General features: G+C 71.8%; 11 protein-coding genes. 2 read left to right on the top strand and 9 right to left on the bottom strand.

Annotated features, from left to right (window positions below; translation table 11 throughout):
* Positions 1-777 precede the first annotated feature (777 nt).
* Positions 778-1,776 (top strand): tryptophan--tRNA ligase, encoded by a 999-nt coding sequence (trpS, locus tag ACFRU2_RS22290; RefSeq protein ID WP_382974655.1) that lies wholly within the window; start codon positions 778-780, stop codon positions 1,774-1,776.
* A gap of 65 nt (positions 1,777-1,841) precedes the next feature.
* Here the strand turns inward: trpS and proC are convergent, their stop codons facing one another.
* The 5 genes from proC to ACFRU2_RS22315 all read right to left on the bottom strand — a co-directional run bounded on the left by proC (position 1,842) and on the right by ACFRU2_RS22315 (position 5,303).
* Positions 1,842-2,651: a pyrroline-5-carboxylate reductase gene (gene proC, locus ACFRU2_RS22295; RefSeq protein WP_266956141.1), complete on the bottom strand. Its 810-nt coding sequence runs from the start codon at positions 2,649-2,651 to the stop codon at positions 1,842-1,844.
* A 120-nt stretch (positions 2,652-2,771) separates the two neighbouring features.
* Complete coding sequence (locus ACFRU2_RS22300) at positions 2,772-3,509, bottom strand: ABC transporter permease (protein ID WP_382974659.1); 738 nt, start codon at positions 3,507-3,509, stop codon at positions 2,772-2,774.
* Positions 3,506-4,324 (bottom strand): ABC transporter ATP-binding protein, encoded by an 819-nt coding sequence (locus tag ACFRU2_RS22305; RefSeq protein WP_382974662.1) that lies wholly within the window; start codon positions 4,322-4,324, stop codon positions 3,506-3,508. The genes ACFRU2_RS22300 and ACFRU2_RS22305 overlap by 4 nt, the downstream gene beginning before the upstream one ends.
* A gap of 55 nt (positions 4,325-4,379) precedes the next feature.
* Positions 4,380-4,922, bottom strand: coding sequence for a hypothetical protein (locus ACFRU2_RS22310; RefSeq protein WP_382974664.1), 543 nt, complete (start codon positions 4,920-4,922; stop codon positions 4,380-4,382).
* Positions 4,923-5,000: 78 nt separating this feature from the next.
* Positions 5,001-5,303: a peptidase gene (locus ACFRU2_RS22315; RefSeq protein WP_382974667.1), complete on the bottom strand. Its 303-nt coding sequence runs from the start codon at positions 5,301-5,303 to the stop codon at positions 5,001-5,003.
* Positions 5,304-5,409: 106 nt separating this feature from the next.
* Here ACFRU2_RS22315 and ACFRU2_RS22320 point away from each other — a divergent pair, with 106 nt between their 5' ends.
* Positions 5,410-7,530 (top strand): serine/threonine-protein kinase, encoded by a 2,121-nt coding sequence (locus ACFRU2_RS22320; protein WP_382974669.1) that lies wholly within the window; start codon positions 5,410-5,412, stop codon positions 7,528-7,530.
* A gap of 89 nt (positions 7,531-7,619) precedes the next feature.
* Here ACFRU2_RS22320 and ilvD read toward each other — a convergent pair whose 3' ends face one another.
* The 4 genes from ilvD to ACFRU2_RS22340 all read right to left on the bottom strand — a co-directional run bounded on the left by ilvD (position 7,620) and on the right by ACFRU2_RS22340 (position 12,811).
* Positions 7,620-9,473: a dihydroxy-acid dehydratase gene (gene ilvD, locus ACFRU2_RS22325; RefSeq protein ID WP_382974671.1), complete on the bottom strand. Its 1,854-nt coding sequence runs from the start codon at positions 9,471-9,473 to the stop codon at positions 7,620-7,622.
* A 145-nt stretch (positions 9,474-9,618) separates the two neighbouring features.
* Positions 9,619-10,254 carry a TetR family transcriptional regulator gene (locus ACFRU2_RS22330; RefSeq protein WP_382974674.1) on the bottom strand — a complete coding sequence of 212 codons (636 nt, stop codon included), beginning with the start codon at positions 10,252-10,254 and terminating at the stop codon, positions 9,619-9,621.
* On the bottom strand, positions 10,251-11,084 hold the full coding sequence (locus ACFRU2_RS22335) for a sugar phosphate isomerase/epimerase family protein (RefSeq protein ID WP_382974677.1): 834 nt from the start codon (positions 11,082-11,084) through the stop codon (positions 10,251-10,253). Before ACFRU2_RS22335 ends, ACFRU2_RS22330 begins: the two co-directional genes overlap by 4 nt.
* Before the next feature lie 779 nt (positions 11,085-11,863).
* Positions 11,864-12,811 (bottom strand): Ppx/GppA family phosphatase, encoded by a 948-nt coding sequence (locus ACFRU2_RS22340; protein WP_382974680.1) that lies wholly within the window; start codon positions 12,809-12,811, stop codon positions 11,864-11,866.
* Positions 12,812-12,813: the final 2 nt, after the last annotated feature.

A 12,813-nucleotide genomic window follows, 5' to 3' on the forward strand; every position in this document is an offset into this window, starting at 1 on the left:
TCCACCGAGGTGGACGGGGTATCAACTTTTTGGCGTTGATTTTTGGCACGCTGTTGAGTTCTCAAGGAACGGACGCTTCCTTTGTACTCACCCTCTCGGGCTTTCCTCCGGGCTTTCGTTCTGTTCTGTTCTTGCGTTTCAGACTCTATCAGAGTCCGTCTCGCTTGTTTTCCGCCTTCCAGGTCATCCGCTTTCGCGTTTTCCCTTTCCGGCGAGTTCGACTCTATCAGATCCTTTCGGGCCTGACTCCCAGTCAACGGGTTTTGTCGTTGGGGTTGTTGGGCCCTTGCGACGAGTGAGACAGTAGCGGATTCCTTGCCCCCGAACCTAATCGGCGGCTGCGTCCGTGGACGCGGATTCCTCATTCGCAAATACGCATGAAAACGGGACGACAAAGTGAGTCGTTCGTTCGAATGTGTAGTGCGGGATGGCTGTCCGGGGACCGACCGGGGTCGGCGCTCACTTCGGACAACTCGAAGAACCTTACGGATCCGGCACGGGTGTGTCAACCCCAGGCTGACCCGCCCCACCGAGCGCACAAACCTGACGCCGTCCTCACCCCTCAGGGTCTAGCCTCTCCCCCATGACTACGCGTGCGCTCACGCTCGACCTTCGCTGGTGGGCCGCCTGACGGCGGCCGACCATCCACGCGAGCACGCACGCGCTCGACGGCCGCCGATCACGGCGGCCGTTTCTGTTTCTCCCCTCCCGGGAGTGGCTCGGTCGCCCGACGCGGTGGCGTCGACGCCCACACCGACACGAGCAGGGAGCAGGGACATGACGAGGATCTTCAGCGGGGTCAAGCCGACGGGGCATCTGACGCTGGGGAACTACCTGGGAGCCGTACGGCAGTGGGTCGCCGCCGAGCAGGAGCCCGACGAGGCGCTGTTCTGCGTGGTCGATCTGCACGCCCTGACCGTCGAGCACGATCCGGCCCGGGTGCGCCGGCTCAGTCGGCAGGCGGCGACGCTGTTGCTCGCCGCCGGGCTGACTCCCGAGAAGTGCACGTTGTTCGTGCAGAGCCACGTGGACGAGCACGCCCGGCTCTCGTACCTGCTGGAGTGCACCGCTTCGGACGGGGAGCTGCGGCGGATGGTGCAGTACAAGGAGAAGACGGCGAAGGCGCAGGCCTCGGGGGAAGGGGTGCGGCTGTCGCTGCTCACCTATCCCGTGCTGATGGCCGCCGACATCCTGGCGTACCGGACCGGGGAGGTGCCCGTCGGGGAGGACCAGCGCCAGCACGTCGAGCTGACCCGGGACCTGGCGGTGCGGTTCAACCAGCGGTACGGGTACACCTTCACCGTGCCCAAGGCCACGCATCCGGTGGTGGCGGCGCGGGTCATGGACCTGCAGGACCCGACCTCGAAGATGGGGAAGTCGGGGGACACCGGGCCCGGGGTGGTGTTCATCCTCGACGAGCCCGAGGCGGTGCGGAAGAAGGTCATGCGGGCCGTCACCGACACCGGGGACGGTGGGGTCGTCTACGACCGGGCGGAGCGGCCGGGGGTGGCGAACCTGCTGGACATCCTCGCCGCCTGCACCGGGGGCGATCCGGCCGCGCTCGCCGACGGGTACACCGGGTACGGGGCGCTCAAGCGGGACGTGGCCGACGCCGTCGTGGAGCTGCTGCGGCCGGTCCGCGTACGGCACGCGGAGCTGGCGGCCGATCCGGGCACGGTGGAGGCGGTGCTGCGTGCGGGGGCCGGGCGGGCGCGGGCGATCGCGCGGCCCGTCGTCGATGAGGCGTACCGGGCCATCGGGCTGCTGGAGCCCTGAGGGGAGGTGGGCTGGTCATCGTCGTTACGGGGCTGCGCGCGCAGCCCCGTAACGGACGGCGGGTGTCAGCTGTTGCCGGAGGCGAGTTCGCGGCTGCGGTCGCGGGCCGCTTCGAGGGCGGCGATCAGGGCTGCCCGTACGCCGTGCTTCTCCAGCTCCACGATCGCGTTGATGGTGGTGCCCGCCGGGGAGGTGACGGCTTCGCGGAGCTTGACCGGGTGTTCGCCGCTGTCGCGGAGCATGACGGCGGCGCCGACGGCGGCCTGGACGATGAGGTCGTGGGCCTGGGCGCGGGGCAGTCCGAGGAGGATGCCGGCGTCGGTCATGGCCTCGACGAGGTAGTAGAAGTAGGCGGGGCCGGAGCCGGAGAGGGCGGTGGCCGCGTCCTGCTGGGATTCCGGGACGCGGAGGGTCTTGCCGACGCCGCCGAAGATCTCCTCGGTGTGCGCGAGGTGCGCGGCGGTGGCGTGGCTGCCGGCCGAGATGACGGACATGGCCTCGTCGACGAGGGCCGGGGTGTTCGTCATGACGCGGACGACGGGGGTGCCCTGGGCCAGGCGCTCCTCGAAGAAGGAGGTCGGGATGCCGGCCGCGCCGCTGATGACCAGCCGGTCCGCGGGGACGTGCGGGGCGAGCTCTTCGAGGAGCTTGCCCATGTCCTGCGGCTTCACGGTGAGGATCAGCGTGTCGGCGCGCTTGGCGGCCTCGGCGTTGGTGACGGCCTCGACGCCGTAGCGGGTGCGGAGCTCCTCGGCGCGTTCCGGGCGGCGGGCGGTGACGAGGAGCTTGGAGGCGGGCCAGCCGCCGCGGATCATCCCGCTGAGCAGGGCCTCGCCGATCTTGCCGGTACCGAGGACTGCGACTGTCTGGGTCATGCCCGATTCACCTCGCGGAACTGTTCCTGCACGCGTGCATGGTTTGCGTCTGCGTCCTCATCCTTGCACCCGTGCCGGGAACCGGGGCGGGCTGTCCGCAGTGCGGTCAGGGGGTTCCGGTCAGGGTGTGCGGCGGCGGAGGGTCGCGGCGCCGAGGGCGAGGACCAGGAGGGCGCATCCGGCGACGATGCCGGCGTCGCGGACGAAGTCGGCGGTCATGTCGGTGTGGGTGAGGACCTGGTTCATGCCGTCGACGGCGTAGGACATGGGCAGGACGTTCGAGATCGCTTCCAGGACGGGCTGCATGGTGTCGCGGGCGGCGAAGAGGCCGCACAGCAGGAGCTGCGGGAAGATCACCGCCGGCATGAACTGGACGGCCTGGAACTCGGACGCCGCGAAGGCGGAGACGAAGAGGCCGAGTGCGGTGCCGAGCAGGGCGTCGAGGAGGGCGACGAGCAGGAGCAGCCACGGGGAGCCGACGACGTCGAGGCCGAGGACCCAGAGGGCGACGCCGGTGGCGAGCAGGGACTGGACGACCGCCATGGCGCCGAAGGCGAGGGCGTAGCCGGCGATGAGGTCGCCCTTGCCGAGCGGCATGGCGAGGAGGCGTTCGAGGGTGCCGGAGGTGCGCTCGCGCAGGGTCGCGATGGAGGTGATCAGGAACATCGTGATGAGGGGGAAGATCCCGAGGAGGGACGCGCCGATGCCGTCGAAGGTCCGCGGGCTGCCGTCGAAGACGTAGCGGAGCAGGACCAGCATCAGTACAGGGACCAGCAGCATCAGCGCGATGGAGCGCGGGTCGTGGCGGAGCTGGCGCAGGACGCGGGCGGCGGTGGCGAGGGTGCGGGCGGTGCTCATCGGGTGCTCCCGTGGGGGGCTGCGGGGGTGGCTTCGGCGTTGGCGTCGGCTTCGGCGTTCGCGGCGTCGACGAGGCGGAGGAAGCCCTCTTCGACGGTGTCCGCGTGGGTACGGGTGCGCAGTGCCTCGGGGGTGTCCTGCGCGAGGAGGCGGCCCTCGCGCATGAGGAGGAGGTCGTGGCAGCGCTCGGCTTCGTCCATGACGTGGGAGGAGACGAGGAGGGTGGCGCCCCGGGTGGCGGCGAGGTCGTGGAAGAGGTTCCACAGGTCGCGGCGCAGCACCGGGTCCAGGCCGACGGTCGGCTCGTCGAGGACGAGGAGCTCGGGGCTGCCGAGGAGGGCGACCGCGAGGGAGACCCTGCTGCGCTGGCCGCCGGAGAGGTTTCCGGCGAGGGCGGTGGTGTGGGTGGTGAGGTCGACGTCGGCGATGGCCCGGGTGACGGTCTCGCGGCGGCGCTCGGCGGCGGCGCGGCCGGGGTCGAGGATCGCGGCGAAGTAGTCGAGGTTCTGCCGGACGGTGAGGTCGTCGTAGACGGAGGGCGCCTGGGTGACGTAGCCGATGCGGGAGCGGAGTCCGGGGTGGCCGGCGGGGTGGCCGAGGACGTCGAGGGTGCCGGTGACGTGGGCCTGGGTGCCGACGACGGCGCGCATCAGGGTGGACTTTCCGCAGCCGGAGGGGCCGAGGAGGCCGGTGATGCGGCCGCGGGGGACGTCGAAGGAGAGGCCGTCGAGGACGGTGCGGGGGTTGCGGCCGGTGCCGCGGCGGACGGTGAGGCCGTCGGCGTGGACGGCGGCGGCCGCTTGGTTATTCATCATGTGATGAATAATGCTCCTGGCGGTGCCCCGGCGCAAGGCTGGGGCGGTGCCGGGGCTACTTCTTGCGCTTGGGGCGGCGGGCGGCCGGGTTGCCCGTACGGGAGCTGCGCCGCCGGGTGAACTCGGCCGAGGCGCGCTCGTACTCGGTGCGGCGCAGCTTCTCGCCGGGGGCCTCGACGAAGCAGCGCAGGAAGTACGCGATGAGGCTGCCGATGAAACCGATCGCCTTCAGGCCCTTGAGCGCGGTCTCGTCGGAGGACGGGGGCTGCCGGCGGCTGAAGGATTCCCAGGTCTTGACGAAGGCGATGGAGCTGGCGATCGCGAAGAGGATGACGACCGAGATGCTGAGGAAGGCGCCGACGTTGCCGATCTCCAGGCCCTCGTAGGAGAAGCGCAGCAGGAAGGCGCTGATGACGGCGAGGACCAGCGCACCGGCGGCCACGCCGACGCGGCGCGCGCCGTAGCCGCCGTCGTGGTTCACCCAGGTGGTACCGAAGAACCGGATCGGCTCGGGCTCGGGGCCGACGGGCACGGCGGGCTGCGGCTGGGCCTCGGCGGCCGGCTCGGCGGGGGTCTGGTCTCGCTGGTCGTCGCTCACACCAGCGATTATCCCCCGCCGGGCGGCGTCGGCCCGGGGTGTCTCACGGGGCGGGCCGTGGGATGGACCGGATGGACGTCAGGCGCAGTGGGTGGCGACGTAGCCGTCGCTGCCGGTCTTCACGTAGGCGTCGGCGACGAACTCGCCGTTGCCGACGCAGTCCCAGATGTTCGACGTGCCGTACGGGCCCGAGACGTTCGTGCCCTCGGTCTGGCAGCGGATCGAGACGTAGGCGCCGAGCGGCAGGACCCGGCTGACCGAGTAGTTGGTGCCGGGACCGCGGCGGACGTTCACGCGGTAGCCGGGCGCGACCGGGAACGTCGGGAAACCCGACCCCGACTCGAGGCTCTGCACTTGGCTTGAATCGCTCTCAACGGACATGTGGAAACTCCCCCCTTGGATGTTGCCGTGCGCAACCCGCGCAGGGTAGCAAGACCTTGGAGAATCGCACGGGCCATCGACTAGGCTCCGGCGGGGGTGGTGAGCGGTGCGTTCAGTGCGGGCGGACTACGCGGGTTTTCCGGAGTACGCCGGGCAGTACCGGCTCGAGTCCGTGCTCGGTTCCGGCGGCATGGGCGTCGTCCACCTGGCCACCTCCGAGTCGGGGCTGAAACTCGCCGTCAAGATCGTGCATCCGCAGCACGCCGTGGACCCGGAGTTCCGGGCCCGTTTCCGGCAGGAGGTCGCGGCCGCGCGGCGGGTGAGCGGAGCGTTCACCGCACCTGTCGTGGATGCGGACCCCGACGCCGAACGGCCTTGGATGGCCACGCTGTTCATCGACTCCCCGACGCTCTCCGAGCGGGTACGGGACCGCGTACTGGAACCCAAGGAGCTGACCCGGCTCGCCGCCGGGCTGGCCGAGGCCCTGCGGGACATCCACCGGGCCGGGGTCGTGCACCGGGATCTGAAGCCCAGCAACGTGCTGATGGCCCCGGACGGGGTGCGGGTCATCGACTTCGGGATCTCGCGGCCCGCCGACAGCGACCTGCGCACCGAGACGGGGAAGCTGATCGGAACCCCGCCCTTCATGGCGCCGGAGCAGTTCCAGCGGCCGCGGGAGGTCGGGACCGCGGCCGATGTGTTCGCCCTGGGGGCGGTGCTCGTCTACGCGGCGACCGGGCGGGGGCCGTTCGACTCCGACAGCCACTACCTGGTGGCGTACCAGGTGGTGCACAGCGAGCCGGACCTCACCGGGCTGCCCGAGCGGCTGGCGCCGCTGGTCGCGCAGTGCCTGGCCAAGGATCCTGCGGAGCGGCCGAGCGCGGACGCGCTGATCGTGGCGCTGCGGGCGGTGGCGTACCCGACGGATCTGGACACGCAGGCCTTCATCCCGCAGCCGCGGCAACCGGTGCCCGACGAGGAGGTCACGCACCGGCGGGAGCAGGTCGCCGCCCCGGCCCCGTCACCCCCGGGCCGGCGACGGCGGACCCGGGGAGCAGTCGCGGCGGCGGTGGGGCTGCTGCTGGCGGGTGGGTCCGTAGCCGGCTATCTGTGGTCCGCGCCCGGCGACAAGCCTCCGAAACAGGCCGCCGCCCCGGGGGTGTCCACACCGCAGCAGGTCCTGCCCTGGTCAGTGCCGCTGGGCGCATACGCCGCGGCATGCTCCTGGCAGGCTTCGGCCCTGTACTGCTCGGGGCCCGGGTCGGACGCGATGCGGCTCAGCCCCGGGGACGGGTCGACGCTGTGGTCCGTACGGACGGTTGTCCCGCACTCCCGGCCCGTGGCCGACAGTGCGCCGATGCACGGGGGTGGGCTGGTCCTCGCGGTGACACCGGGAAGCGGGAGCGAACTGCTGCGGGCCCTGGATCCGGCGACGGGCGCGGAGCGCTGGAAGCGGACCCTGCCGAGTGGCGCGCACGCCCTGCCCGCCGGCGGGCAGGTACTGATCACGGCAGCGGATGGAACCGTCACCGCGCTGGATTCCGCGACCGGCACTCCGCGCTGGACCAAGAAGATCGGCGGGGCCGGTTCCGAGTGGTGGAGCGGACGGGAGGAGTCGGGGGAGCCTGCCGCGCTGTACGTGTCGACGCCCGACGAGGACGGCAGAACAACTCGGCTTTCGGTGGTGGACCCGGCGAGCGGGGTGCCCCGCTGGCAGGTCCGGTCTCCGGGAATGCTCCATCCCGTGGGGACGGCGGGCGGCGGACTCTACCTGCTGGACAGCGACGTACGGACCAGGACGGACGCGGTCGTACGGGTGGACCTGGCCACGCGTGCCGTACGGCGGGTGCGGCTGGCCTCGCCGCTGTACGACGCCCAGGCGACGGTGGGGCCGGACGGCGTCGTGTACGCGTTCGGGGCCACGGGCGCGCTGGCGGCGATCGGCGCGGCCAAGGAGGAGTGGCGGCTGGAGACCGGCGTGGCGGTGGCCTCCCGGCCCGTGTTCGCCGACGGGCGGGTCTACCTGAGCGCGTCAGACGGGCGGCTGCTCGCCGTGGACGCGCGTGCGGGGAAGTTGCTGGGGCAGACCAAGCCCCGGATCGGGACCGGGAAGGACACCTTCGCGGCGAGTCTGCCCGCGCCCGTCGTCGGGGACGGCCGGGTGTACGCCTCGGCGCCGGACGGGAGCGTGTTCGCCGTGGTGGCGGGGGATCCCGCGGGGTGGTGACGCCGGGCGGGGTCGGTCCGTAGGGCGCGGGAACGCGGAAGGCCCCGCCCGACGGATGTCGGGCGGGGCCTTCGCCGTGGGTGCCGGGGTCAGCGCTCCAGGAGGCTGACGTCGCGGACCGCGCCCTTGTCGGCGCTGGTGGCCATCGCCGCGTAGGCGCGCAGGGCCGCGGAGACCTTGCGCTCGCGGTTCTTCGGGGCGTAGACGCCGCCCAGGGCCTCGTGGCGGGCGGCCAGCGTGGCTTCGTCGACCAGGAGCTCGATGGAGCGGTTCGGGATGTCGATGCGGATGCGGTCGCCGTCCTCCACGACCGCGATGGAGCCGCCCGCGGCCGCCTCCGGGGAGGCGTGGCCGATGGAGAGGCCCGAGGTGCCGCCGGAGAAGCGGCCGTCCGTGACCAGGGCGCAGAGCTTGCCGAGGCCGCGGCCCTTGAGGAAGGACGTCGGGTAGAGCATCTCCTGCATGCCGGGACCGCCGCGCGGGCCCTCGTAGCGGATGACGACCACGTCGCCGGCCTTGATCTCCTTGCGGAGGATCTTGTCGACGGCCTCGTCCTGCGATTCGCAGACCACGGCCGGGCCCTCGAAGGTCCAGATCGACTCGTCGACGCCGGCGGTCTTCACGACGCAGCCGTCGAGCGCGATGTTGCCGCGCAGGACGGCGAGGCCGCCGTCCTTGGAGTACGCGTGCTGGACGGAGCGGATGCAGCCGCCCTCGGCGTCGAGGTCGAGGGTGTCCCAGCGCTCGGACTGGGAGAAGGCGGAGGCGGAGCGCTGGCAGCCGGGGCCCGCGTGCCACAGCTCCACGACCTCCTCGGGGGCCGTGCCGGAGCGGACGTCCCACTTCGCGAGCCATTCCTCCAGGTTGGCGGAGTGGACCGAGTTGACGTCCTTGTTGAGGAGTCCGCCGCGGTGCAGCTCGCCGAGGAGGGCGGGGATGCCGCCGGCCCGGTGGATGTCCTCCATGTAGTACGTGCCGCCGGGCGCCACGTTCGGCGCGACCTTGGCGAGGCACGGGACCCGGCGGGAGACCTCGTCGATGTCCGTGAGGTCGTACTTCAGACCGGCTTCCTGCGCGGCGGCGAGGAGGTGCAGGATCGTGTTCGTGGAGCCGCCCATGGCGATGTCGAGGGCCATGGCGTTCTCGAAGGCCTCGCGGGTCGCGATGTTGCGGGGCAGGACCGACTCGTCGCCCTGCTCGTAGTAGCGCTTGGTGATCTCGACGATCGTGCGGCCGGCGTCCTCGTACAGGGCGCGGCGGGCGGTGTGCGTCGCCAGGACCGAGCCGTTGCCGGGGAGGGCCAGGCCGATGGCCTCGGCGAGGCAGTTCATCGAGTTGGCGGTGAACATGCCGGAACAGCTGCCGCAGGTCGGACAGGCGTTCTCCTCGATGCGCAGCACGTCCTCGTCGGAGACGCTGTCGTTCGAGGCGTCCACCATCGCGTCGATCAGGTCGAGCTTGCGGACGGTGCCGTCGACGAGGGTGGCCTGGCCGGCCTCCATCGGGCCGCCGGAGACGAAGACGACCGGGATGTTGAGGCGCATGGCGGCCATCAGCATGCCGGGGGTGATCTTGTCGCAGTTGGAGATGCAGATCAGCGCGTCGGCGCAGTGCGCCTCCACCATGTACTCGACCGAGTCCGCGATCAGGTCGCGGGAGGGCAGGGAGTACAGCATGCCGCCGTGGCCCATGGCGATGCCGTCGTCGACCGCGATGGTGTTGAACTCGCGGGGGACGGCGCCGGCGGCCAGGATCGCGTCGGAGACGATGCGGCCGACCGGGGCCAGGTGGGTGTGGCCGGGGACGAACTCGGTGAAGGAGTTGGCGACCGCGATGATCGGCTTCCCGATGTCCGCGCTCGCTACGCCCGAGGCGCGCATCAGGGCACGTGCGCCTGCCATGTTGCGGCCGTGGGTGACGGTGCGGGACCTCAGCTCGGGCATCGGATCTCTCCCCATGTGTGCGGTGACGCGAGCGCCTGCCGCGACTGTGGATATGGCTCGGTTACGAGGCTACGCCCCCTGCCCGGGATCCGGACGCGCTGTCCGGATCCCGGGACGGGCGGCTCAGCAATTGGGCACGGTGGCGTCATTCCTCGGTGAGGTAGCGCTGGAGGGTGGGAGCCACCAGATCGATGATCGTCTCCGGGTCCGCCGATGCGAGGGGCTCGACCTGGACGACGTAGCGCAGGATCGCGATGCCGACCATGTGGGAGGCGGCGAGCTCGGCGCGGAAGGTCGGGTCGGGGACGTTGAGGTCGGCCGCGATCCGCTCCAGCAGCCGGTGCAGGATCAGCCGGCGGAGCACCTTCGCGGCGGCCTCGTGGGTGAGGGCCGAGCGCATCACCGCGAGCAGCGGGGTCCGGGTGACCGGGTTCTCCCAGACGCCGAGGAAGTAGCGGGCCAGGCGCTCGCCGATGCCGTCGGGGCCCGCGCCGATGATCGCGGGCAGGACGAGGGCGGGCTCCATGCTGAGCTCGATCGCGGTGGCGAAGAGCTCGTCCTTGCTGCCGAAGTAGTGGTGCACCAGGGCCGGGTCCACGCCGGCGGCCTTGGCGATCCCGCGGACGGAGGTCTTGTCGTAGCCGCGCGCGGCGAACTCGGCGCGGGCCGCGAGGCGGATGCGCTCCTGGGTGCCGGGACCGTCGTCGGCCTCGTCCTGGCGGGGGCGGCCGGGGCCGCGGCGGGGCTTCGCCGGGGCGGGGTCCGGCTGGGGCTCGGTCATGGGTGCGGGGTCCTCGGTACCGGGCCGGGGGCGGTCGCGAGGTGCAGGCGGGTGAAGGCCAGGGCCTCGGCGAGGTCGGCCTCGCGCTCGGCGGAGGACATCGCGCGGCGGGTGTTGACCTCGATGACGACGTGCCCGTCGAAGGAGGTGGCGGCGAGCCGCTCCAGCAGTTCGGCGCAGGGCTGGGTACCGCGGCCGGGGACGAGGTGCTCGTCCTTCGCGGAACCGTTTCCGTCGGCGAGGTGGATGTGGGCGAGGCGGTCGCCCATCCGGTCGATCATCGCGGTGGCGTCGGTACGGGCGGTCGCGGTGTGCGAGAGGTCGACCGTGAAGTGGCGGTAGTCGTCCTTGGTGACGTCCCACTCGGGCGCGTAGGCGAGCATCTCGCGGTCGCGGTAGCGCCAGGGGTACATGTTCTCGACGGCGAAGCGGACGTCGGTCTCGTCAGCCATCCGCCAGATGCCGGTCACGAAGTCGCGGGAGTACTGGCGCTGCCAGCGGAACGGCGGGTGCACGACGACCGTGCTCGCGCCGAGCTTCTCGGCTGCCGCCTGGGCGCGCTGGAGTTTGGTCCACGGGTCGGTGGACCAGACGCGCTGCGTGATGAGGAGGCAGGGGGCGTGGATCGCCAGGATCGGGACCTGGTGGTGGTCGGAGAGGCGGCGCAGGGCCTCGATGTCCTGGCTGACCGGGTCCGTCCAGACCATGACCTCGACGCCGTCGTAGCCGAGGCGCGCGGCGATCTCGAAGGCGGTCGCCGTTGACTCCGGGTAGACGGAGGCGGTGGAGAGGGCGACTTTCGCGGTCGGGATCCGGACTGGTTCTGCCACGGGGACAGGGTATCGGGGTCACCGCGATGGGAGGACCTACGCAGCCTTGCCCTGACCGGGCCCCGGCCACGGTGCGGGTCGCCCTACGGAGCCGTGCCCTGACCGGGCCCTGGGGATACAGGGCCCTGCAGAGCCTTGGCCTGGCCTGGCCGGGGCTGGGGCTGGCCGGCCGGGGCTGGCCGGGGCTGCGATGGACGGCCCTGCGGGGCGAAGTCCCCTACCCGCCCTTCCACCGTTCCCAGGGCCAGCCCTGCCCCGGTCCTCAAACGCCGGACGGGCTAAAAAAAGAGGCCCCCGGGCTACGCCCGAACCCCCTGGGGCTCCGCCCCAGACCCCGGTCCTCAAACGCCGGACGGCTGAAAAGACCCGGGCCACCTCGAACGCCGGACGGGCGCTGAGCAGGGAGTCCGGGCTCCGCCCGGCCCCCTGGGGCTCCGCCCCAGACCCCGCGCCTCAAACGCCGGCGAGGCTGAGATTGTCCGGCTGGAAAGCTCGCGGGGCCGGATCATCACCCGGCCGGGGGCGAAGGGTTGCGGCGAGGGTCGGGGACGGGGACGGGGTGGGGTGTTGGCCTGGACGTAGAGCGTGATTTGTGGCGCTAGAACATGCCGCGCCCTGTCGGAGTCCGGGGCAGGGCGCCTAAATCATGCAGTCCAGGCCGACACCCCACCCCGGCCCCGGCACCGACCCACCCCGCGCAGCCCACCCGACACCACCACAACCCAGCCCCGCCGGCGTTTGAGGCGCAGGGGTCCGGGGACGCCGCGCCGCGCCGTGGCTCACGCGCCGACCGGCGTGGACCTTCCGAGGTGGTCCAGGCGGCGGAGGATGACGCCTTCTCGGAGGGCCCAGGGGCAGACTTCCAGGGAGTCGACTCCGAGGAGATCCATCGCTCCCTCCGCCACCAGCGCTCCGGCCAGGAGCTGGTTGGAGCGGCCCTCCGAGACGCCCGGGAGGGCGGACCGCTGGGCGGTGGTCATCGCCGCCAGTCTCGGGACCCACTCCTCCAGGGACTTCCGGGTCAGGTCCCGCTGGATGTAGAGGCCGTCCGCGGAGCGGGCCGCACCCGCGATCCGGGCCAGCTGCTTGAAGGTCTTCGAGGTCGCCACCACCCGGTCCGGCGCCCCGAAGCGGCTGAACTCCCCGACCGTCCGGGCGATCTGCGCCCGGACGTGGCGGCGCAGCGCGCGGACGTCCGCCTGGTCCGGCGGGTCCCCCGGGAGCCAGCCCGCCGTCAGGCGGCCCGCGCCCAGGGGGAGCGAGACGGCCGCGTCCGGGTCCTCGTCGATGCCGTACGCGATCTCCAGCGAGCCCCCGCCGATGTCGAGCAGCAGCAGCTTGCCCGCCGACCAGCCGAACCAGCGGCGCGCCGCGAGGAACGTCAGGCGGGCCTCGTCGTCGCCGCTGAGGACGGGGAGGTCCACGCCCGTCTCCGCCTTGACGCGGGCCAGGACCTCGTCGGCGTTCGTGGCTTCCCGTACGGCGCTCGTCGCGAAGGGGAGTACGTCCTCGCACCCCTTGTCCTCGGCGGCCTGCACCGCGTCCCCGATGACGGAAACCAGCCGCTCGACGCCGTCCGGCGTCACCGCGCCGTGCTCGTCGAGCAGCTCCGCCAGCCGCAGCTCCACCTTGTGCGAGTGCGCGGGCAGCGGGCGCGCACCGGGATGCGCATCCACCACCAGCAGATGGATCGTGTTCGAACCCACATCAAGGACACCGAGTCTCATGA

The organism is Streptomyces sp. NPDC056883, assembly GCF_042788835.1.
Taxonomy (GTDB): Bacteria; Actinomycetota; Actinomycetes; order Streptomycetales; family Streptomycetaceae; genus Streptomyces; species Streptomyces stoeckheimensis.